The organism is Tsuneonella sp. CC-YZS046 (genome assembly GCF_035581365.1).
Taxonomy (GTDB): Bacteria; Pseudomonadota; Alphaproteobacteria; order Sphingomonadales; family Sphingomonadaceae; genus JAWKXU01.
Genome location: NZ_CP141590.1, coordinates 2738259 through 2758881, shown reverse-complemented (window position 1 = coordinate 2758881; position 20623 = coordinate 2738259). Strand labels below are relative to the sequence as shown.

Annotated in this window: 21 protein-coding genes; 11 read left to right on the top strand and 10 right to left on the bottom strand. The window is 63.2% G+C overall.

Annotated features, from left to right (window positions below; genetic code table 11):
• Positions 1–51: 51 nt before the first annotated feature.
• The 3 genes from U8326_RS13580 to U8326_RS13570 all read right to left on the bottom strand — a co-directional run bounded on the left by U8326_RS13580 (position 52) and on the right by U8326_RS13570 (position 3173).
• Positions 52–426, bottom strand: a complete 375-nt coding sequence (locus U8326_RS13580; protein WP_324740922.1) for a DUF6915 family protein — start codon at positions 424–426, stop codon at positions 52–54.
• 10 nt (positions 427–436) lie between these two features.
• Positions 437–907, bottom strand: coding sequence for a DUF6878 family protein (locus U8326_RS13575; protein ID WP_324740921.1), 471 nt, complete (start codon positions 905–907; stop codon positions 437–439).
• Positions 908–1022: 115 nt separating this feature from the next.
• Positions 1023–3173 (bottom strand): ParB N-terminal domain-containing protein, encoded by a 2151-nt coding sequence (locus U8326_RS13570; protein ID WP_324740920.1) that lies wholly within the window; start codon positions 3171–3173, stop codon positions 1023–1025.
• A gap of 461 nt (positions 3174–3634) precedes the next feature.
• Between U8326_RS13570 and U8326_RS13565 the strand changes: the two genes are divergently transcribed.
• A complete protein-coding gene (locus tag U8326_RS13565) occupies positions 3635–4306 on the top strand; it encodes an SOS response-associated peptidase (RefSeq protein ID WP_324740919.1) in 672 nt (223 codons plus the stop codon).
• Positions 4307–4331: 25 nt separating this feature from the next.
• On the opposite strand, the gene U8326_RS13560 is transcribed toward U8326_RS13565, so the two are convergent.
• The gene (locus tag U8326_RS13560; RefSeq protein WP_324740918.1) at positions 4332–5594 is read right to left on the bottom strand and encodes an alpha/beta fold hydrolase; all 1263 of its coding nucleotides are present in this window, start codon (positions 5592–5594) and stop codon (positions 4332–4334) included.
• Between the two features lie 49 nt (positions 5595–5643).
• Here U8326_RS13560 and U8326_RS13555 point away from each other — a divergent pair, with 49 nt between their 5' ends.
• From U8326_RS13555 to U8326_RS13540, 4 genes are all read left to right on the top strand, one after another.
• A complete protein-coding gene (locus U8326_RS13555) occupies positions 5644–6501 on the top strand; it encodes a LysR family transcriptional regulator (protein WP_324740917.1) in 858 nt (285 codons plus the stop codon).
• A 99-nt stretch (positions 6502–6600) separates the two neighbouring features.
• Positions 6601–7353: a damage-inducible protein gene (locus U8326_RS13550; RefSeq protein ID WP_324740916.1), complete on the top strand. Its 753-nt coding sequence runs from the start codon at positions 6601–6603 to the stop codon at positions 7351–7353.
• Positions 7268–8791: a DNA polymerase Y family protein gene (locus tag U8326_RS13545; RefSeq protein WP_324740915.1), complete on the top strand. Its 1524-nt coding sequence runs from the start codon at positions 7268–7270 to the stop codon at positions 8789–8791. Before U8326_RS13550 ends, U8326_RS13545 begins: the two co-directional genes overlap by 86 nt.
• Positions 8788–11970, top strand: a complete 3183-nt coding sequence (locus U8326_RS13540) for an error-prone DNA polymerase (RefSeq protein ID WP_324740913.1) — start codon at positions 8788–8790, stop codon at positions 11968–11970. The genes U8326_RS13545 and U8326_RS13540 overlap by 4 nt, the downstream gene beginning before the upstream one ends.
• A 36-nt stretch (positions 11971–12006) precedes the next feature.
• On the opposite strand, the gene U8326_RS13535 is transcribed toward U8326_RS13540, so the two are convergent.
• The 6 genes from U8326_RS13535 to U8326_RS13510 form a co-directional block, all read right to left on the bottom strand.
• Positions 12007–12864, bottom strand: coding sequence for an SDR family oxidoreductase (locus U8326_RS13535; RefSeq protein ID WP_324740911.1), 858 nt, complete (start codon positions 12862–12864; stop codon positions 12007–12009).
• 25 nt (positions 12865–12889) lie between these two features.
• Positions 12890–13402, bottom strand: coding sequence for a hemerythrin domain-containing protein (locus tag U8326_RS13530; RefSeq protein WP_324740909.1), 513 nt, complete (start codon positions 13400–13402; stop codon positions 12890–12892).
• Positions 13403–13509: 107 nt separating this feature from the next.
• Entirely contained in the window at positions 13510–13992 is a 483-nt protein-coding gene (locus U8326_RS13525; protein WP_324740908.1) for a DUF421 domain-containing protein, read from the bottom strand.
• Entirely contained in the window at positions 13992–14504 is a 513-nt protein-coding gene (locus tag U8326_RS13520) for a hypothetical protein (protein WP_324740907.1), read from the bottom strand. Before U8326_RS13520 ends, U8326_RS13525 begins: the two co-directional genes overlap by 1 nt.
• A 9-nt stretch (positions 14505–14513) precedes the next feature.
• Positions 14514–15083, bottom strand: coding sequence for a CinA family protein (locus U8326_RS13515; RefSeq protein WP_324740906.1), 570 nt, complete (start codon positions 15081–15083; stop codon positions 14514–14516).
• 88 nt (positions 15084–15171) lie between these two features.
• Complete coding sequence (locus tag U8326_RS13510; RefSeq protein ID WP_324740905.1) at positions 15172–16173, bottom strand: PAS domain S-box protein; 1002 nt, start codon at positions 16171–16173, stop codon at positions 15172–15174.
• 298 nt (positions 16174–16471) lie between these two features.
• On the opposite strand from U8326_RS13510, the gene U8326_RS13505 reads away from it, so the two are divergent.
• The 6 genes from U8326_RS13505 (at position 16472) to U8326_RS13485 (ending at position 20617) form a co-directional block, all read left to right on the top strand.
• Positions 16472–17047, top strand: coding sequence for an SRPBCC family protein (locus U8326_RS13505; protein WP_324740904.1), 576 nt, complete (start codon positions 16472–16474; stop codon positions 17045–17047).
• Positions 17047–18237, top strand: a complete 1191-nt coding sequence (locus U8326_RS13500; RefSeq protein ID WP_324740903.1) for a zinc-dependent alcohol dehydrogenase — start codon at positions 17047–17049, stop codon at positions 18235–18237. Before U8326_RS13505 ends, U8326_RS13500 begins: the two co-directional genes overlap by 1 nt.
• Before the next feature lie 12 nt (positions 18238–18249).
• A complete protein-coding gene (locus tag U8326_RS13495; RefSeq protein WP_324740902.1) occupies positions 18250–19020 on the top strand; it encodes an SDR family NAD(P)-dependent oxidoreductase in 771 nt (256 codons plus the stop codon).
• Entirely contained in the window at positions 19021–19176 is a 156-nt protein-coding gene (locus U8326_RS16440) for an NAD-dependent epimerase/dehydratase family protein (protein ID WP_416385487.1), read from the top strand.
• 182 nt (positions 19177–19358) lie between these two features.
• Entirely contained in the window at positions 19359–20033 is a 675-nt protein-coding gene (gene gntA / locus U8326_RS13490) for a guanitoxin biosynthesis heme-dependent pre-guanitoxin N-hydroxylase GntA (RefSeq protein WP_324743618.1), read from the top strand.
• Positions 20030–20617: an urea carboxylase-associated family protein gene (locus tag U8326_RS13485; RefSeq protein ID WP_324740901.1), complete on the top strand. Its 588-nt coding sequence runs from the start codon at positions 20030–20032 to the stop codon at positions 20615–20617. The genes gntA and U8326_RS13485 overlap by 4 nt, the downstream gene beginning before the upstream one ends.
• The last annotated feature ends 6 nt before the right edge of the window (positions 20618–20623 follow it).

Below are 20623 nucleotides of genomic sequence, written 5' to 3'. Positions count from 1 at the left end.
CGAAAGCCCGGCGCGTGGCCGGGCTTTCGGGGAAGAAGCATGAGGGTTGGATCAGGAGGCTGGCGGGCCTTCGATCGCGAAAGGGTCCACCAGCTTGTGGATCGGCTGCGCGCGGCCCATCCAGGGCTGCGGGCGGATGCAGCGCACCCAGTCCGCGAAGCTCGGAACGAAGCCGAGATCTTCGAGGACATGTTGTTCGCCGATCAAGCGGACCGGAACGACCCGCCCGCTTGAGACCGTGATGGTCGCGCCGAAAAAGCGTTCGAGCATGAAAATGCCCTCGGCATGATGGCGCAGCGCGCGATGGCGGAAATCAGCCGTGATCGCCTTGGACTCGTCGAACCACTGATGCAGCGGCAGATAATCCTCGGCCGAGCCGCCCCATTTCCGCACGGACGAGAGCGCGTGATGATAGCAATGGCCCATCTCCGCCTCCCTACAGCTCGTAGTAATGGTTTTCAGACCGTTCGATCCGATAGTTGAAATCGAAAACGATGGTCCCGGCGGCGACGTCGAAGGTGAACTCGCCATAACCGCCTTCATTGTTCTCCCAGCCGCCATGCTTGCTTTCGAGGAGGTCGTAGCACATGGCCTCGATCGCATCCGGGAGCGGGACCGACACATGGCGGACCTCCTCGTCGTGAAATTCACAGCGGGCGATCTCGACAGATGTGTCGGGTAGGTCGGCACTGCTTTCACCGGAACGCGCGTCAATCTCTTCGATTTGACCGCTGTCCCCACTGCCATCGAACCGCACGGTGACAAGGGTGATGCCAGATCCTGCCAGAACAGACAGGACGGCAGCCTTATTGGCGGGAAAAATCTCGCTCGCTCGTTTCTCATATTCCGCCTGGCGCGCCAGGAAGGCGGTCATGTCGAACGTGGGAACAAAAGGCGTATTGCTCATTGTCGATCTCCGAAAATGAAAAAAGCCCGGCGCGTGGCCGGGCTGTGAATGGGATTGAGGTGAGACGTCGGTGCGGGACGGGGCAGCGACTGGTCGACCCGTCCCGCACCAGCATTCAGGCGGCGATAGCGTATTCGTCGTCGCCCTCCTGGTCGTTGGCTGCTTCCTGGTCGGCGTAGGTGTCATCCTCATCAAGGAACGCCGGCAGCGCGTCAGCCTCATCCGTCAGCGGCAGCGGTTCCTCGATCACCGGCGTCCGAAGCGGTTCGGGCAGCCAATTCGCATCGGCGAGCAAGCGTTCGGCCTCGCGCGCCATGTCGCCCTTCTTCAGATGGTCGATCAGCCCGGCGGTCTGCTGTCCTTTCGCCTCGGCGACTGCCTCGAGGATACGCGGCTTCGCGACCCGGTTGAGATAGTTCTCGAAAGTCGGACGCCAGCCGGCGCCGATCATGTCGAGCCCCACTGCGCGGGCCAGCACATTGGCATGGTCGATGCGGCGCGCGACGCCATGCGCCGAGACACGGCCGCCGCCATGCTTCGGGACCGGCTCCCATTGCGCATTCACAGAATAGGCCGCGCAATGGGCGAACAGACTGGCCTGTTCGCTGCCGTCGAGTTGCTGGAGCGCGTCCCAGACATCCTTATCGGATTGGGGAAGGCGCTCCTTCCAGCGGGCGTGCCGCTCCTGGATGGATGCAGCCGACGGGCTATTCCGCAGGTCCGCGCCCTGGAACGGCATGGAGACGCGGTGGACAGCCAGCTCCATGCAGCTTTCGGTGCGACCCATGTAGAACACCGACAGCACCATCGCGTGCAGCACGGCGGCGAAGGCCACCGAAGGCGACTGCGCGAAGGCATCCTGAAGCGCCAGCGTGCGGGCCGCGGTCAGTTCGGCGACGAGCCGGTCCGGGAGCGGCTTGATGACCTCGCCGTCATCATCGTCATCGTTCCGGGCCGGCGCGGACGGGGTCGTGCGGGACTCGGTATCGGTCGCTTCCCCGCCGATCTCATCGGATGCGTCATCCGATCCGGCATGGGACGCTTCATCGCCACCTTCGCCGGTTTCGTCAGGCTCCAGCTCATCCTCGGCGCGGACATAGCCACGGTCGATATAGAGCGTGCCGTCTTCCTCCAGACCGATGAACACGCCGGCATTGGCGATCTCGGCAGGATCGAACACCCGGTTGCCCTGGGCGAGAACGCCAAGCTCGGCGTCGATGGCGGAGATACGCAGTTCCACGTCCTCCGGAACATCGGGTTTGCCGTCCCATTCGGCCTCGAGCGCATCGGCTTCGGCCCGCAGGGCGACGATCCGTGCTTCCTGCGCCTCGGTCAGCGGCTGCACCTGGCTGGTGATCGCGCGGCAGTCCTCGTCATAGCCATAGGGCAGATCGACCAGTGCCTCGACCCACTTCCAGCCTTCGGTCATGACCGTGTCGGCTTCCACGTGCAGTTTCTCGTCGACCAAACGATCGAGCAGGGCGGGATCGGAGAGCCAGCCGCCATCGTCGGCTTCGAACAGGTCGCGGATCGGACCCGCGCCGCCGGCGGCGATATAGGCGTCCAGCCCGATGAAGCGGACGCGCTTGTCCGAGACTTCGACCTTGTCCTCAAGCAGCTTGGACTTGATGAACCAGGACGACTTGTTGCTGCTATGCGCGAGTTGCCCCCACAGATCCTCCTGGCGCTGGTGATCGTCGCTGACCGTGAACGCCATGAGCTGATCGAGGGTCATGTCGCCTTCGGCATAGCATTCGTGCAGGTTGGGCGAGACCGACGCGAGCTTGAGGCGCTGGCGCACGACGGCGGGCGTCACGCGGAAGTGGGCGGCGATCGCCTCCTCCTGCTCGCCCTTGTCGAACAGGGTCTTCATCGCCCGGAACTCATCGAGCGGGTGCAGCGGCTCGCGCTCGCTGTTCTCGGCCAGCGAATCCTCTTCGGCCAGGACCGGATCGTTCGCGGCCTTGACCACGCACGGAACCGGCGCGTCTTTCGCGAGCCGCTTGCGCTTCACCAGGATCGCCAGCGCACTGTAGCGGCGGCCACCGGCCGGAATCTCGAACATGCCGGTGTCTTCGCCAGCCTCGTCGAGCACAGGCCGGACGTTGAGGCCGGTGAGCAGGCCGCGGCGTTCGATATCATTGGCCAGATGCTCGATGGTCACGCCATGCTTCACGCGGCGGACGTTCGATTGCGAGAGGACCAGCCTGTCGAACGGAATGTTCCGGGACTGGTTGAGGGTGATCTTCGATGGGGCTTTCGCCATGACACGTCTCCATGACGGGCGGCCGGAAGACCCTCTCCCGACCTCCAACCCGTCGCAAAAACCAAAGCCTTCCTCTCACTCTCTGAGACCTTGCCGTCGGCGCGATAACGCGCGCTGCGCGCACCGCCGAACCCGTCACGGGACCATGCGGACTTACAGAAATCCGTATCGGCGGATTTGATGGTCGAGCATCGTCGCGAGCCACAGCCGCCGGTGCAGCCCGCGCCATCGCATGTCTCCGCGACGGATCGGCCCCGAGCCTCTCTCGCGACGCTCAACCCGTCACGAAGACCCGGCTCTCCTCTCACTCTCGCGGGCGGCGTTGCGGGGGCGGCTGGCCCCGCTCGAAGGGGTAGCGCAAGACCGCCTGTCGGGCTTGCGGTCAGGGGAAGCCTTTCCCCGAAATCCTTCCCGGCCAAACCACGCCAGGAGTAACGATTGCCCTGTACGGAAACGGCGGCATGATGCCGGAGATGTGCAACCTCTACTCTCTGGTCAAAGGTCAGGCGGCGATTCGCGAACTTGCCGAGGTCATGGCCGATCACACGGGCAACCTGCCGGAGATGGCCGGGATCTATCCTGATTACCCGGCGCCCATTGTCCGCAACCAGGAAGGTGGCCGGGAAATGGCAATGGCGCGTTGGGGTATGCCATCTCCGGCCTTCGCGCTCGAAGGCAAATCGGTCGACAAGGGTGTCACCAACATCCGTAATACGAAAAGTCCGCACTGGCGCCGCTGGCTCGGCCCCCAATCACGCTGTCTGGTGCCGTTCACCTCTTTCAGCGAGCCGGACCAGTCACCCGGCGGCGACCGCAAGCCAGTCTGGTTCGCGCTGAACGAGGATCGGCCGCTCGCATTCTTCGCAGGGATCTGGACCCATTGGACCTGTGTACGGAAAAAGGCCGAAGGCGAAATAAGCTGCGACCTGTTCGGCTTCCTGACCACGGAGGCCAAAGCCGAGGTGGGGCGCTATCACCCCAAGGCGATGCCTGTGATCCTGACCCGGAAAGAGGAATGGGATCGCTGGCTTGCCGCCCCCTGGGATGAGGTGGCCAATCTTCAGCGATCCCTACCGGATCAGGCTTTAGCTATCGTCGCGATGGGCGGAAAAGCCGACGGAGCCACCTGTTGAGAAAGGCGCGATTCGGCTAAGACTATCATCCGGTGCGCAGTAGGTCTGCGATGGCTTCGGGCTGCTCGGTTGGTACATGATGCGCGGCGCCTTTCACAATGACATGACGTCCATCGCCAACGGAATTGGCAATCTCCTGACCCAGTTCAAAGGGAGTCGCATTGTCCAGCTCACCGGAGATCACCGCCACGGGCACTTTGATTCCGGTGAGGTGCGGCCTCATATCACCCCGGTCTAAAACAGCCGCATCGAGCGCCAACGCGAGAGATGCGGGATCATGCGAAGCCATCGCCTCGCGTTCAGATGCAGCCTCGACCGGGTGCGCCTCAAGCCAACCGGGGGAGGTCGTCATGCGCTGAACGTCTTTCAGCACTTCGTTTCGTGCTGTCGCATCCAGCAAGGCCAAGCGGCGGGTGCGCCACGCATCGATCCTGTCAGGATATTCGGGACGCGCGCTGCTGTTCACCACAACAAGACGTTCGACGGCATCTGGATATCGAGCCGCTATGCGCAAGGCTATCATGCCGCCTTGGCTGTGGCCGACGATGGTGGCTGGCGCGGCTCCGTTTTCCATGATCCAAAGCACCAGATCATCGGCAATGCCGTCCAGATCGAGCCCTTCGCGCCAGGTGCTGATGCCGTGACCCGGCATATCGAAAGTGACGAACCTGCCGTTCCCGCCCAATCTGTCGATCAGCGGGGTCCAGAACTGGCGGTTCAGGAAAAGCCCGTGCAGGAAAATGATGGTGCGCCCGCTGCCGCTGTCATCCCAACCATAAAGCGATCCATTGATAAGAGCCTGCCGCGCAGGTTTGGCACTGTGGCGCGCCGCCGCGATCAACAGGGAATCCTCGAATATCTGGTAACGTGCGATCAGGCCGTCACGGACCGTAAAGCGGATGGCATAGTCGCTGTCCACGATGGCATCGGTCGGTTGGACGCGGTGCCGGAACCGGCCCAGCGCGATCACATCGGCGTCTTCTGCGATCAGGCGGTCGACGGAAAAAGACAAGGGCCTGAAGCCGGTCGGAAACCGTTCCAGCCAGCAGCGCACCGCATCACGCCCGCGGATGATTCCGACGGTGACGACGGCCGGGTCGCCATCGACGTGCCAGATCGCATCTGGGTGGATGCACTCGAGCGCAGCCTCAATATCACCTGCGCCGAAAGCGGCGAAGTATCGTTCGATCAGGGTGACGTTCTCATCGCTGGCGGCCTGGCCCCGTTCAAGGCGTGATTGATTCATGAGCGATCTCCTTCGTCGCTCATTATCGAGGCGATAGCTCATTTCAGGAATGGAAGTAGATGGAAGACAGTTTTCCAATTATGGATGAGCGATGGATTGGAACGATGTACGCTATTTCGTAGCGACCTATCGCGCCGGCAGCCTGACCGGAGCCGCCAGAATACTTGGCGTCAGCGTCCAGACTGTAGGTCGTCGCATTGATGCGCTTGAGGCCGCCATCGGCTCAACGCTCTTCGTACGGCACTCCGGCGGCTACACGGCGACGCCCGATGCAGAGGCGCTCATGCTGGAAGCCGAGCGGGTGGAGGAAGCAGTTGCCGGCTTTCGTGCACGCGCGAGCGGGAGAGCCGAGACAATCGAGGGGGCCGTGCGTCTGGCGGCTCCGGAGACGATCACGACCCATCTGCTGCTACCAGCCCTGCGACCCATGCTCTCGCAATATCCGGCGCTGCAACTCGAGATCATCACCGGCATCGCTCGGGTAGGCATTGCGCGAGGCGAAGCGGACCTCGCCCTGCGCCTTGTGCCTCCCGATCATGGCGCACTGACGGTTCGCAGGGTTGGAACGATGACGCATGGCCTCTACGCTCGTGCGGGCTCGGTTACGGATCTCGCATCTGCGCGGCTTGTCGGATGGACAAGCGATCATGACCTTCCAGCCTCCCGTTGGCTTCATCGTCTCACCGGACGATCGGCAGACATCCGCTTCAACCATCTTGAATCTCACCGCGCCGCCATTGCTGCCGGGATTGGTGTCGGTATTTTGCCCTGCTTCCTGAATTCAGGTCTTTCTCGTTTACCCTGCTCAATGGTGATGGAGGAACCGCTTTGGCTGGTGGGCCATGCCGCCGCCGAGATGTCGAAGCGGGTGCGTGTCGTTTACGACGAGATTGCCACCATCATTACAGCGCACGCTGCCCACCTCACAGGCCGCGACGAAAACCCCTGATCGCTTCAGGTCCAACCAGAGAGTCAGATTGACTCTCTGAGGCGACGGGAACATTTAGAGAACATTTGGACCATTTCAGATGTTTTCGACTCGACGCCTATGCCCGCCAATTCCCAGCTTTCCGCGCTCCGCGACCAGATCGCCCGCATCGAATCGGGCGGGAAGCGGGCGTGCGGGGTTCTGCCGTTCGGGATCGAGGCGGTGGACCGCAAGGTGCCGGGCGGCGGTCTGGCGCTCGGCGCGCTACACGAGGTGGCCGGCGGCGGTAATGGCGCGGTCCATGGTTCGGCCGCGGCGCTGTTCGCCGCCGGCATTGCTGCACGCACGTCGGGCCAGGTGCTCTGGTGCGTGACCCGGCGCGATCTCTTCGCCCCGTCGCTGGCGCAGGCGGGCCTGCATCCCGACCGGGTGATCTTCGCCGAGGTCGGCGAGGAAAAAGCGGTGCTCGCCTGCATGGAGGAAGGACTACGCCATGGCGGCCTGTCGGCCGTGGTGGGCGAGCTTGCCCGCCTGCCGATGGTCGCCTCGCGCCGCTTGCAGCTCTGCGCGGAAGAATCCGGCACGATCGCGCTCGCGATCCGGCGCTGGCGGCGCATGACAGAGGCAGCCGACTTCGGGCAGCCGACCGCGAGCGTCACCCGCTGGCGTGTTTCCGCGCTCCCTTCCGCGCCTTTGCCGGTGCCCGGCGTCAGCCGGGCACGCTGGCTGGTCGAACTGATCCGCGCGCGCGCGGGCGACTGCGCGGATTTCGAGCTGGAGGCTTGCGATGACGCGGGCCGTCTCGCTCTTCCTGCCGAGTTGGCCCACGGATCGGCTGACACGGACACTCGGCGCATCGGCGCCGTCGCCTGAGACCGCGCTGGCGCTGGTCGGCCGCGAGGGCCGCAAGCGCCTGATCCTCGCCGTCAACGCCGCCGCACGGGCTGAAGGGATTGCGCCGGGCATGGCGGTCGCCAAGGCGCAGGCGCTGGTGGCGGGCCTCGATGTGCGCGATGCCGATCCGGCGGGCGATGATGCCGCGCTGGAACGCCTCGCGATCTGGGCGCTCAAGCGATACTCGCCGATCGTCGCGGCCGACCCGCCTGACGGGCTGCGGCTCGATATGGCCGGCGCTTCGCATTTGCTTGGCGGCGAAGCGGGGTTCGTCGCCGATCTGGCGAAGCGGCTTGCCGAGACCGGCATTGCCGCGCGTATCGCGATCGCGCCCACCTATGGTGCGGCACATGGTCTCGCGCGCTTCGGTCGATCGCTCTCCATCATCGTCGATCCGGGGGATCTCGACGCGCAGCTTGCATCGCTGCCGATCGCGGCCCTGCGGCTCGATACGGCCACGATCGATGCCCTGCGCCGTCTCGGCGTCGATAACATCGGCGAACTCACGGCCATGCCCCGTGCGCCGCTGACCCTGCGCTTTGGCCCCGAGGTCGGCCGCCGCCTTGATCAGGCCTATGGCCGCACTGGCGAACCATTTGAACTGGTCGAAGCGCCCGAGCTGATCCGCGTGCGCCGTGCCTTTGCCGAACCGATCGGCGCGCCCGAGACGCTGGCGCGCTACACCGGCAAGCTCGTGGTCCATCTCTGCGAAGAACTGGAACGGCAGGGTCTCGGCGCGCGGCGGCTCGATCTGCTGTTCACCCGCGTCGATAATCGCATCGAGGCGATCCGCGCCGGCACCGCCAAGCCGCTGCGCGACGTCAAGCGAATGACCCGCCTGCTCTGCGACAAGATCGAGACCGTAGCGCCGGGGTTCGGGATCGAGCTGATGACGCTCACCGCCAGCATCGCCGAGCCGCTCGACTATCGCAGCACGGCGACCAGTCTCATCGATCCAGCGGCGCCCGATCTCTCCGATCTGGTCGATACGCTCGCCAACCGTATGGCGCATGGAAGGCTCTACCGCTGCGCGCCGACCCAGAGCGAGGTGCCCGAACGCAGCGTCGCCCGAATCGAGCCGCTGGCGCCGCCGATCGGCGTCTCCTGGCCGAACGACTGGCCGCGCCCGTCACGTCTGCTCGATCCTCCGGTGCCGGTGGAAGCGATGGCGCTGCTGCCCGATCATCCGCCCGCCAGCTTTACCTGGGGCGGCGTGCGCCGCCGCGTGAAGCGCGCCGACGGTCCTGAACGCATCTTCGGCGAATGGTGGGTGCGCGATGGCGAGCTGTCGGCGGTTCGGGATTATTTCCAGGTCGAGGATGAAGCGGGCGAACGCTTCTGGCTGTTCCGCCGGGGCGACGGCGAAGATCCGCACACCGGCGACCATCGCTGGTATCTGCACGGCATCTTCGCATGAGTGGCTATGCCGAACTGCAATGCGCCTCGCATTTCTCGTTCCTGCGTGGGGCGTCCTCGGCCGAGGAACTGTTCGCCACGGCCGCGTTGCTGGGGATCGAGGCGCTGGCGATCACCGACCGCAACAGCCTCGCCGGGATCGTGCGCGCCCATATTGCCGCGAAAGAGACCGGCGTGCGGCTCATCGTCGGCTGCCGTCTGATCCTCGCCGACGGCACGGACATTCTCGTCTATCCGACCGATCGACCGGCCTATGCGCGGCTCTGCCGGATGCTGTCGGTCGGCAAGGCCCGGGCCGGCAAGGCGAAGTGCGAGTTGCACTGGAACGACCTAGCCGATTGGGGCGAAGGCCTGATCGCCATGCTGGTGCCCGATGCTGCGGACGATATGACCGCCATGCGCCAGCGCCGCCTTGCATCCCTCTTTCCGGGGCGCTGCTACATGGCGCTGACCTTGCGCCGCCGCCCGCGCGATTTCCTGCGGCTGCACGATCTGGTCAATATGGCGGCGCAGGCGGGCGTGCCAACCGTCGCGACCAACGACGTGCTGTTTCACCATCCCGAACGCCGGATACTCCAGGATGTGATGACCTGCATCCGCGAAGGCTGCACCATCGACGATGTCGGGTTCGCGAAGAACCGCCATGCCGATCGCTATCTCAAGCCGCCCGAAGAGATGGCCAGGCTGCTGCGCCTCTGGCCCGAAGCGGTCGCGCGCTCGACCGAACTGGCTAAGCGCTGCCGGTTCAGCCTCGACGAACTCGCCTATCAATATCCGCATGAAGTGGTCGACGACGGACTGACCGCGCAAACAACATTGGCGAAGCGGACCTGGGCTGGCGCGAAGGAGCGCTTTCCCGAAGGTCTGCCCGAAGAGGTCGCCGCAACGCTCCGGCATGAGTTGGGCCTGATCGAGAGCCTCGATTATGCGCCCTATTTTCTGACGGTGGATTCGATCGTCCGCTTCGCGCGGTTGCGGGGCATCCTCTGCCAGGGGCGCGGCAGCGCGGCCAATAGTGCTGTCTGCTATGTGCTCGGCATCACCTCGATCGACCCGTCGCGCAACAACCTGTTGTTCGAGCGGTTCGTCAGCCAGGAGCGGCGCGAGCCACCCGACATCGATGTCGATTTCGAACACCAGCGCCGCGAGGAAGTGATCCAGTGGGTCTATGAGACCTATGGCCGGCACCGCGCCGCCCTCTGCTCGACCGTGATCCGCTACCGCGCCAAGGGCGCGCTGCGCGACGTCGGCAAGGCGATGGGCATGCCCGAGGACATGATCGCGCTGCTGTCCTCGCAGATCTGGGGTTGGTCGACCGAGGGCGCCGAGCCGAAGCACGCCGAGGAACTGAACCTCAACCTGGGCGATCGCCGCCTCCGGCTGACCCTCGATCTCGCCCGCCAGCTCATCGGCACCCCGCGCCATCTCAGCCAGCATCCCGGCGGGTTCGTGCTGACCGAGGACCGGCTTGACGAACTGGTCCCGATCGAGCCGGCTGCGATGGAGGATCGCCAGGTCATCGAATGGGACAAGGATGATGTCGACGCCTTGAAGATGATGAAGGTCGATGTGCTGGCGCTGGGGATGCTCTCGGCCATGCGGCGCGGGTTCGACCTGCTACGCGAGCATAAGGGCATCGATCTCGATCTGGCGTCGATCCCGGCGGAAGACCCGCGTACCTATGCGATGATCCGCAAGGCCGACACGCTCGGCACCTTCCAGATCGAGAGCCGGGCGCAGATGGCCATGCTGCCCCGCATCAAGCCGCGCACCTATTATGATCTGGTCATCCAGGTGGCGATCGTCCGTCCCGGCCCGATCCAGGGCGACATGGTTCATCCCTATCTGCGGCGACGCGAGGGCCAGGAGAAGGTCGATTTTCCGACGCCGGAACTGGAGAAGGTGCTGGGCAAGACGCTCGGCGTTCCGCTATTTCAGGAGCAAGCCATGCAGGTCGCGATGGTCTGCGCGGGGTTCAGCGCGGCCGAGGCCGACCAGCTCCGCCGCGCCATGGCGACGTTCAAGCATACCGGCGGCGTCGTCAATTTTCGCGAGCGGCTGATGAGCGGCATGATCGAGCGCGGCTATACCGAAGAGTTCGCCGAAAAGATCATCGGCCAGCTCGAAGGGTTCGGCAGCTACGGGTTCCCGGAATCCCATGCCGCCAGCTTCGCGCTGATCGCTTATGCCAGCGCCTGGCTCAAATGCTGGCATCCCGACGTCTTCTGCGCCGCGCTACTGAACAGCCAGCCGATGGGCTTCTACGCGCCGGCGCAGATCGTGCGCGACGCGCAGAGCCACGGGGTCGAAGTACGGCCGGTCTGCATCAACGCCTCGCGCTGGGACTGCACACTCGAGCCAACCCGCGATCATCGCTTTGCCGTCCGGCTCGGGTTCAACCGGGTCTCCGGTCTCGCCAATACCCATGCCGCCGCCATTGTCGCGGCCCGTGCCGGGCAGCCGTTCGGCGATATTGACGATCTCTGGCGCCGTGCAGGTGTGCCTGCGGCCGCGCTGGTGAAACTGGCGGAAGCCGATGCGTTCCGCTCGGAGTTCGGTCAGGCGCGGCGCGAGGCGCTGTGGACCATCAAGGCGCTGCGCGATGAGCCGCTGCCGCTGTTCGCCGCGAGCGCGAATGACGATGGCCGCCCGCCGCCGGAGATCTCCGAAGAGGCCGTGAGGCTGAAAGCGATGACGGCGGGGCGCGAGGTGGTGGAGGACTATGCCCATGTCGGCCTGACCCTGCGCCAGCACCCGGTGTCGTTCCTGCGCGCCGATCTGGCGCAGCAGCGGTTTCTCTCCTGCGCAGAGGCCAACAGTCTGCGTGATGGTCGCTCGGTTCGCACCGCCGGGCTGGTGCTGGTCCGTCAGCGCCCGGGCAGCGCGAAGAATGTCACCTTCATCACGATTGAAGATGACACCGGCATCGCCAATCTCGTGGTCTGGCCGGATCTCTATGAAAAGCAGCGCCGGATCGTGTTGACCGCGACGATGCTCGGCATCCAGGGGCTTGTTCAGCGCGAGGGGGACGTGATCCATCTCATCTGCGCCCGCCTGTGTGACCTAACCCAACTGCTTTCGGGGCTGGGTGATCGGGGACGAGAGGGCGTCGCAGCGGATGCAGGCTCAGGGCTTGGCGATCAGCACACGCTGCGGCAAAGATCTCGGAACTTCCACTAATCGCTTCGCAAAATGAATGCTTAGGATCTTGTGGGACTAGATAAATGGGCGTCCGCCGGTCACTGGGACGGTCGCGCCGGTGATGTAGCTCGCCTCGTCGCTCGCCAGCATAACATAAGGCGGAGCCAGTTCGCGGGGCTGTGCCGCACGGCCGAGCGGCGTATTCTCGCCAAAACTCTTCACCGCCTCTGGCGGCATGGTCGACGGGATCAGGGGTGTCCAAACCGGGCCGGGGGCGACGCAGTTCACGCGGATGCCCTTGTCCGCAAGCATTTGCGCCAAGCCCATCGTGAAATTCTGGATCGCGCTCTTGGTGGTTGCATAGGCGAGCAGGCTGGCATTGGGCTGATCGGCGTTGATCGACGTGGTGTTGATGATCACGCCACCCTTCTTCAAATGCGGGACCGCAGCCTTGGAAAGATAGAACATCGCATGGATGTTGACGGCGAAGGTCAACGCCCACTCGTCGTCGGAAATGTCGCCGATATCCTCAAAGCTCGCCTGATAGGCGGCGTTGTTGACGAGGATATCGACACCACCCAACTCCGCGAGCGCCTTTTCGACAATCGCCCCGCAATGCGCGGCGTCGCTGATATCGCCGGGTACCAGAACTGCCTTCCGACCCGTCTCCTCAACCCATTTCTGGGTCTCGCAGGCATCTTCATACTCATTGAGGTAGGAAATGAGGAGATCAGCGCCTTCGCGCGCATAGGCGATCGCAACCGCCCGCCCAATGCCGCTGTCGCCGCCGGTGATGATCGCCCGTTTCCCCGCCAGCCGGCCGGACCCAACATAGCTCTCCTCGCCATGATCGGGCCGTGGGTCCATCGCATCGGTGCTCCCCGGCATCGGCTGCTGCTGCTCTGGATAAGGCGGACGGGGATCGTCGGTCATTGGTCACATCCTTCGTGGTCCAACCTCAGGCGGCGATCAGATGCACGGCGGTTGGCTGGGCCAGCGGCAATCCGGCTGACTGCGCTTGCGCCGTCAACTCCTCCTTGCGTGCAAGCATCTGGTCGCGCAGCGCGACGAGATCGACATCGGTCTTGCGACATTGGGCGAACATGCCTTCGGACGGCATTTCCTCCTCATGGACGTGGTGCTTGATCTCCTCGGAGAGCACCTTGACTTTGGCGTCGTAGAAATCATCCTCGGGGGTGCCGGCTTCGATGTCGTTCACCAGTACCTTGGCGCCGTCATGCTCGACATAGGCTTCGTCGAGCGTGTCGCTCTCGATCTTGCCGCGAAAGGCGGGATAGAAGATTTCCTCTTCGATCAGCGTGTGAATTTTGAGCTCGGTACATATCTCGTGGGCGAGCGTCTGCTTCCTGCTCGATGACGTGGCTTTCTCGAACTGCTCGAACAGGTCCTCGACCTTACGGTGATCGGCCTTGAGCAGGGCAATAGCGTCGGTGAAGGCTTCGCTGGGCATAATATCCTCCTGTGGAGTGCTGCCCGGAAAATGAGCGGATCATGCCATCTGTTCCCTGCAAGCGACTCGCAGTACGACGAAGCGTGAAGAAGCTGATGCGAACATCTTCACACCGTCTTGTCGTCATCTTCCTGTTTAGATGTCTCGTCTTCTTTTTTCGCGATGAAGCTGATCTTGCCGTTGGGCTCGAGAATGGCCCACGCAACCTCGGAGATCCTGGCGATGCCGGCCAGTCGCATCTCGATTTCCACCTCGGCGCGCGTGATGCGATCGCGGCGCATATTGGCCATGATCAGATCACCGTCCTTGACCAGCACGCGGGGCACGCCTTCCAGCAGGCGCTCGGCGCGGGGCGAGAGATAGGTGATCCAGCTTAGCGAAAGTGCCCAGAAGGCGATGGTGCCAATGGCGAGCGCAGCGCCCGTCATGCTGAGATCATTATGGGTAATGCCCTGCTGGACCAGGTCGCCCATGACGACGAGCAGCACCAGTTCGAACGGCGTGACCTGGCTTAGCTCCCGCTTGCCCAGCAGCCGGAGCAACAGATACATGACGAAGAACATCACGCTGGCGCGCAGGATGATATCCATCAGGGCAGCACCTTGATCGTGACCGGCACGGCGGCCAGCCGGCGCTCCCCGTCAAGCGCCACGACCTCGCCGCTCGTGCCCGCGAACAGTGGTGGATTGATCTGGCCGTCGACCTTGAAGCGGAACGTCTCGCCTGGCTTGGCCTCACCGAAGGAAAAGCGATGAAAGCCGCTCCTGTGGCTTTCATCACCTGCGGCCGGGATCATCGTGTTGATGGTCATTTCCCGCCACAGTCCATCCGAGACGGCGATGACGAGATCACCGATCGGGCGGTGCGGCGTGACTTCGACGACTGTCTCGAACGCCATGCCGTTGCGCAGCGTTTCCGGCGATCGTACGCTCAGGGCTAACATGTCGTTTGACGTCTGTCGAACGACGGCCGGTTGGCCGCCAAATAGGCCGGTCAATCCCGCGCCCAGCAACACGGCGAGAAGGAGGAGCGGCCAGGGGTTGGCGCGCCGACTGTTGCTTTCATGCTTCTGTCTGATGCCGTCTGGCGGCTGCGCTGCCATGACCATAGCTCAGGCCGCTCGCTGCGGGCGACCCGCCACAGTCGATAGCATGTCGGCCAGCATCTCGAGCGCGACGCGCAGGCTCTCAATCCGTGTCGCACCGCGCCCGATGTTACCGAAATGGTGGACGAGATGGCGTGTCTCCACCCTATGCGCGGCGCAGGCGAAGTGCACCAGCCCAGGTTCGTCACCGGGTTCGCCGGGGCCGGCAAAGCCGGTGATCGCAATCGCCAGCCCGGCGTCCGACCGGCGCAAGGCGCCTTCGGCCATCGCTCGGGCGATCGGCTCGCTGACCGCGCCGCAATCGTCGATCATCTGACGGCTGAGGCCGAGCAGGTCACATTTCGCCTCCTTGCTGTAGACGACGAACCCGCGGTCGAAGGCATTGCTGGCGCCCTCGATATCGGTAAGCAGCGAAGCGAGCAGCCCGCCGGTGCAGCTTTCCGCGGTCGCGATCCCGATCTTCGCCTTGCTGGCGGTTTCGAGCAGGGACATCGCCGCCTCGATGATGTCGTCAGGTAAAGCCGGTGACAGCGTCTCGGCGTCCGGCGCCGGGGTGGTCTTGTTCTGCGAGGACATCTTCCTTCTCTTTGTTGGCACCATCGTCTGGCGAGAAACCTCTATCCTACCACCACCGTTCCCTTTGGGATGCGGCAGTGGCCTTTCCTCAGCGCGCCAGGGCGTCCCGCGGCAGCTTCAGGACAGTCTCGAAAGCGCCATCGCGCCATTCCTGGACGATCGTCCCCTGAAGTCCCCTGAGCGTCGCATCGAGCAGGCTCGTACCGAAACCCGCCTGAGGACTTTCCGATCGCTGGCCGCCAGCTTCCCGCCAGAATATGGAGACCGTTACGGCATCGGTGGCGATGCTGACGTTGAGCGATCCTTCTGGATTGGAGAGCGCACCATATTTGACCGCATTGGTGGCGAGTTCGTGGAACAGCAGCGCAAGCGACGTCATCGCATGCTGGCCGACTACTGCGTCGCAATCAGTCAGGGCAATGCCGGCATCTCTATAGGGCGCCATCACCGCCGTTAGGATTTCGCCCAGGGTCGTGCAGGCGCCCTCGGCCCTGTCCTCGCTGTGCAGCACCAGCGCCTGCGCGGCAGCGAGCGACGTGATGCGGGCGTTCAATTGCTCTATGAACGTCTGGATATCATCGGCGCGGCGGCTGCCGATGCTGACCAGACCCTGGACGATCGACAACAGGTTCTTGACCCGATGCCGCATCTCGCTCAGCAGCAGCGCCTGCTCATCCGCATGGCGCAGCCGGTCGCTTATATCGCGCGCGATCGTGGAGGCGCCGATGATCGTCCCGTTGGGGTCGCGAAGCGGCGAGATCGTCACTTCGACATGAACAGGTACGGCCTCGCGGGTACACCGGACTGTTTCGAACCGGCCGATGCGTTCGCCCAGCCGCAGACGAGCCACGATATCGGCCTCCTCATGCAGACGTTCCTCAGGGATGATCAGGCTTATCGGCCGTCCGACCGCCTCCTCGCGCGAATAGCCGAACAGCCGCTCGGCACCTGCATTCCAGCTGGTGATGGTGCCGTCCAGCGTCTTGCTGAGGATCGCATCAGTCGTATCCTCGACGATCGCCGCAAGCCAGGCCGCCATATCGGCGGAAAAGTGCGGGTCGGACAGGGAATGCAGACTTGCCGGTGACATGTTCGATCCTTCCTTGCGGCAGCGCATTGAAGGAATAGCAATGGCGTCCGCGAGATGTCCGCGGCTTAGCTCCGACTGTGCGTCGGCCTCGGCCAGTCTGCACGATAGCAGACCCCACCGCCGGCAACAAATCACGTGCCCCACAGTTCGACACTTAGACTCACCGGCTCGCCGGATTTGATGCGGACCGAGCCGTGGCCGTGACAGGCTGTGCGTCCAGCTGGAACGACGCAGCCATGATGCCCGTTTTGCAATTGAGCCCCGCGCACCGAAGAACCCTTTCCGCAGGAGAAGTGCAATGGCCGATTTGCGTGACGATGCACCGATCACGACATCGAAGCGCAGCGACAAGATTGTCGATGCGACCGAGAATCTGCTTGAGGCCAAGGGCGATAGCCTTGTCGGCCGCTCCGTGACGATCAACCGCACACGCGCCGAACTCTACGCCTATTGGCGCGATTTCAGCCGGCTTTCGACTTTCATGGACAGTGTCGAGCGCGTCGATGTCATCGACGATGCGAGAAGCCACTGGGTGGTCAAGGCACCCGGCGGCAAGACGGTTGAGTGGGATGCCGTCATCACCGAGGAGCGGCCTGACGAACTAATCGCCTGGGCATCGGCGGAAGGCGCGGATGTCCCCAACAGCGGACGCATCGACTTCCGGGACGCGGGTGATCGCGGGACGGTGGTCACCGCCACCATCCTTTACGACCCGCCCGCTGGATTCATTGGCAAGGTCATCGCCAAGATGTTCCAGCGCGAGCCGGCGATTCAGGCTCGGCGCGATCTCAGGCGGTTCAAGCAACTCATGGAAACCGGCGAGATCGCTACGGCGGCACGCACACACAAGCAATTGCAAGAGGAGGCCGCCTGATGCGCGCCCTGACATGGCACGGAAAGCACGATGTCCGCGTGGATACCGTGGACGATCCCGAAATCCTGAACCCGCGCGACGCAATCATCAAGGTCACCTCGACTGCGATCTGCGGCTCGGACCTGCATCTCTACGACGGTTATATTCCGACGATGCAGGCGGGCGATATCCTCGGCCACGAGTTCATGGGCGAAGTAGTCGAGACCGGCCCTAGGTCGACGCTCAAGAAAGGCCAGCGCGTGGTTGTGCCATTCACCATCGCCTGCGGCGGCTGTTATCATTGCGGCAAGCATCAATATTCCGCCTGCGACAACGCCAATCCGGCCGACAATCAGGACATCGCCCAGTCGCTCTACGGCCAGCCGATGAGCGGCCTTTTCGGCTACAGCCACATGACCGGCGGTTATGCGGGCGGACAGGCCGAATATGTCCGCGTACCATTCAGCGATGTTGGCCCGATCGTCATCCCCGACGGAATCGAGGACGACAAGGTGCTGTTCCTGTCCGACATCCTGCCCACCGGCTGGCAGGCGGCGGAATTCGCACAGATCGAGCCGGGCGATACGGTTGCGGTCTGGGGCTGCGGCCCGGTCGGCCTGTTCTGCGTCCAGTCCGCCTTCCTGATGGGTGCCGAACGCGTGATCGCCATCGATCACTTCCCGCGCCGGCTCGAACTGGCGGCCAAGTTCGGCGCCGAGACGCTCAACTTCGAAGAGAGCAAAACCTATGAGGCCCTGATGGAGATGACAGGCGGCATCGGCCCGGATGCCTGCATCGATGCCGTCGGGCTGGAGGCACACGGCCTGTTCGTCGACAATGTCTGGGACCAGATCAAGGTCTCGACCTTCACCGGAACCGACCGGACCCACTCGATCCGCCAGGCGATCATCGCCTGCCGCAAGGGCGGCCGCGTCTCGATGCCGGCGGTCTATGGCGGCTTTGTCGACAAGTTCCCGCTGGGCGCCTTCATGGAGAAGGGTTTGACCCTGAAGACCGGCCAGACTCATGTGCAGCATTATCTGCCCGGGCTGCTCACTGCGATCATGGAAGGGAAGATCGATACGACCTTCCTGATCAGCCATCGCATGCCGCTGAGCGAGGCGCCTGAGGGCTATAAGATCTTCCACGATCATCAGAACGACGTGACCAAGGTGGTGCTCAAGCCCGGCCTCGACCGGGTGGCTGCGTAAGGAGAAACTGATATGGCCGACAAATTCGCGATCATCACCGGCGCCTCGACCGGCATCGGCGCCGAGCTTGCGAGGCTGGCGGCTGCGGACGGATATGACCTGCTGCTGGTCGCCGACACGCCCTTTGTCGATCCTCCCATCGGGATCGCCAATGCCCAGACGCTCGAAGTCGATCTCGCGACGCTCGAAGGGGTCGACCGACTGCTCGACGCCGCTGGTGGCCGGCATATCGATCTGCTGTGCGCGAACGCCGGACATGGCCTGGGCGGACCGTTTCTCGACCACGCAGTCAGCGACTGGCGCCATGTCATCGACACCAATGTGACGGGCACCGTTTACCTGTTGCAGAAGATACTCGCGAAGATGGTGGCGCAGGGTGAAGGCAAGGTCCTCGTGACCGGATCGATCGCGGGCTGGATGCCGGGCAGCTTCTCAGCGGTCTATAACGGCACCAAGGCGTTCATCGACAATTTCACCGCCGCGATGCGCAACGAGCTCAAGGAGCATGCCGGGATCACGATCACCACCCTGGAACCTGGCCCGGTCGAGACCGAGTTCTTCCACCGTGCCGGCATGGACGACACCAAGGTTGGTCAGGCGGACAACAAATCAGATCCGGCCGTTGTCGCCAAGGATGGCTGGGATGCCCTGTTGGCTGGCAAGGACAGCGTAATTTCGGGGTGGAAGAACAAGTTGCAGGTGATGGCAGCGGGCGTGCTCCCGCAATCGGTGCCGGCGGAACAGCACCGCAAGATGGCCGAGCCAGGAAGCGGAACCAGTTGAATGGCGCTCGCCGACACCAGAAGCGATCGTCATATCCTGGTTCTCGGCGCAACCGGGCTGATCGGTTCTGCGATCAACGATCGTCTCCTGGAATGCGGTTGGCCAGTGACGGCCGCTGTGCGGAAGGATGGGCCTACGCTTCGTCGACGAAGCTAAGTCGCCGTCGTTCAACCGGCCAATGATCTGAGAAAACAACATCACGTTCCAACCCATCGGCCAATCATAACTCTTCTACGTTATCTTGCGGAACATACCTGGCTGATCTGAAACCATCAGGCGATCTGCTCGTTTTCTGATGGAGAAAGCAGACAGGTTGAGAGGATAGACAATTGGGGGCGATGATCAGCGCCACAAATCCTGATGCACTTGAGCGAGGCGTCCGAGACAGAATAGCTGATGCCGCCTTTCCATGTGTTGGCGCCAAATCGGCATTAGCGAAAGGGACATTGAAAATCCTGCCCTGCTATAGCCTGATCAGTAACTGGGACGACCTACGTATACATCAGATTCTTTTGAAATGGGCAGCCGATTACCGCGCTTCACCGGAGGGACTGAGAAGTCTTGCGGTCGTATTTGAAGGCCCCGTCACTCTCAATGAGGCGGATTTCGAACTGGCGATGTGGGACCGCATTCAATCCTTTGCGGATAAGGACCATTGGTTGGGTCAACCCTATGACCATCGGGTCAGCCCCGACCCGAACGATCCGCATTTTTCTCTGAGCTTTGGCGGAGAGGCATTTTTCGTCGTAGGTCTTCACCCCAATGCATCCCGGCCAGCGCGCAGATTTCCATCGCCAACTCTTATCTTCAACCTGCATGATCAGTTCGAACAATTGCGCGAAGAGGGCAAATATGAGCGGATGCGGGAGAAAATCCTCCAGCGTGACCGTCAGATTGCCGGCGACATCAACCCGATGCTTGCCCGCCATGGAGAGGCGAGCGAAGCACGGCAATATAGTGGCCGGCAGGTTCCGCCCGACTGGCGCTGTCCGTTTCGGGACCCACGGGCATGAGCGCGATTATGGAAATCCCGCCACGCAGCGGAGCCGCCTTCGTACTGCGGACTGGCGAAACGCTGGAAGTCATCGATCCGCAAGGTGAGCAGGTCAGCGACATGCTGGCATTCAGCCATGATGACGTCCGCGAACTCATCTCCAACGGCCGAACCTTCGACTATGAGGAGACGATCAGCCTGACGACCGGAAACCGTCTCTGGTCCAACCGTTCGCGCCCCATGCTTGAAATCGTCGACGACACAGTGGGGCGGCATGATTTCCTGCTGACGCCGTGCAGTGAGGCGACCTTTCGCCATTTCTATCCTGAGAAGCCTGTCCATCGCGGATGCCAAGGCAATCTGGGCGAAGCATTGCAGCCCTATGGTATCAGCGAATGGTCGATCTCGACAGCCTTCAACATCTTCATGAACGTGCCGGTGGATAGCGCGTCCGGGCGGCTCCAGGTTCTGCCGCCAACGAGCAAGCCGGGCGATTACATCCGGTTTAAAGCCCTGATGGACCTGGTTGTCGGGCTCACGGCCTGTTCGGCCTATGCGTCAAACGGCGGCACCTTCAAGCCGATCCACTATCGCATAATGTGAGGCAGC

What these genes read in the sequence shown, in the direction of transcription:
- U8326_RS13515 (WP_324740906.1), bottom strand. Translation starts at nt 15,083, where the DNA reads ATGTCCTCGCAGAACAAGACCACCCCGGCGCCGGACGCCGAGACGCTG.
- U8326_RS13570 (WP_324740920.1), bottom strand. Translation starts at nt 3,173, where the DNA reads ATGGCGAAAGCCCCATCGAAGATCACCCTCAACCAGTCCCGGAACATT.
- gntA (WP_324743618.1), top strand. Translation starts at nt 19,359, where the DNA reads ATGATCAGCGCCACAAATCCTGATGCACTTGAGCGAGGCGTCCGAGAC.
- U8326_RS13545 (WP_324740915.1), top strand. Translation starts at nt 7,268, where the DNA reads ATGACGCGGGCCGTCTCGCTCTTCCTGCCGAGTTGGCCCACGGATCGG.
- U8326_RS13530 (WP_324740909.1), bottom strand. Translation starts at nt 13,402, where the DNA reads ATGCCCAGCGAAGCCTTCACCGACGCTATTGCCCTGCTCAAGGCCGAT.
- U8326_RS13580 (WP_324740922.1), bottom strand. Translation starts at nt 426, where the DNA reads ATGGGCCATTGCTATCATCACGCGCTCTCGTCCGTGCGGAAATGGGGC.
- U8326_RS13510 (WP_324740905.1), bottom strand. Translation starts at nt 16,173, where the DNA reads ATGTCACCGGCAAGTCTGCATTCCCTGTCCGACCCGCACTTTTCCGCC.
- U8326_RS13520 (WP_324740907.1), bottom strand. Translation starts at nt 14,504, where the DNA reads ATGGCAGCGCAGCCGCCAGACGGCATCAGACAGAAGCATGAAAGCAAC.
- U8326_RS13575 (WP_324740921.1), bottom strand. Translation starts at nt 907, where the DNA reads ATGAGCAATACGCCTTTTGTTCCCACGTTCGACATGACCGCCTTCCTG.
- U8326_RS13525 (WP_324740908.1), bottom strand. Translation starts at nt 13,992, where the DNA reads ATGGATATCATCCTGCGCGCCAGCGTGATGTTCTTCGTCATGTATCTG.
- U8326_RS13495 (WP_324740902.1), top strand. Translation starts at nt 18,250, where the DNA reads ATGGCCGACAAATTCGCGATCATCACCGGCGCCTCGACCGGCATCGGC.
- U8326_RS13540 (WP_324740913.1), top strand. Translation starts at nt 8,788, where the DNA reads ATGAGTGGCTATGCCGAACTGCAATGCGCCTCGCATTTCTCGTTCCTG.
- U8326_RS13555 (WP_324740917.1), top strand. Translation starts at nt 5,644, where the DNA reads ATGGATTGGAACGATGTACGCTATTTCGTAGCGACCTATCGCGCCGGC.
- U8326_RS13500 (WP_324740903.1), top strand. Translation starts at nt 17,047, where the DNA reads ATGCGCGCCCTGACATGGCACGGAAAGCACGATGTCCGCGTGGATACC.
- U8326_RS16440 (WP_416385487.1), top strand. Translation starts at nt 19,021, where the DNA reads ATGGCGCTCGCCGACACCAGAAGCGATCGTCATATCCTGGTTCTCGGC.
- U8326_RS13565 (WP_324740919.1), top strand. Translation starts at nt 3,635, where the DNA reads ATGATGCCGGAGATGTGCAACCTCTACTCTCTGGTCAAAGGTCAGGCG.
- U8326_RS13560 (WP_324740918.1), bottom strand. Translation starts at nt 5,594, where the DNA reads ATGAGCTATCGCCTCGATAATGAGCGACGAAGGAGATCGCTCATGAAT.
- U8326_RS13535 (WP_324740911.1), bottom strand. Translation starts at nt 12,864, where the DNA reads ATGACCGACGATCCCCGTCCGCCTTATCCAGAGCAGCAGCAGCCGATG.
- U8326_RS13550 (WP_324740916.1), top strand. Translation starts at nt 6,601, where the DNA reads ATGCCCGCCAATTCCCAGCTTTCCGCGCTCCGCGACCAGATCGCCCGC.
- U8326_RS13505 (WP_324740904.1), top strand. Translation starts at nt 16,472, where the DNA reads ATGGCCGATTTGCGTGACGATGCACCGATCACGACATCGAAGCGCAGC.
- U8326_RS13485 (WP_324740901.1), top strand. Translation starts at nt 20,030, where the DNA reads ATGAGCGCGATTATGGAAATCCCGCCACGCAGCGGAGCCGCCTTCGTA.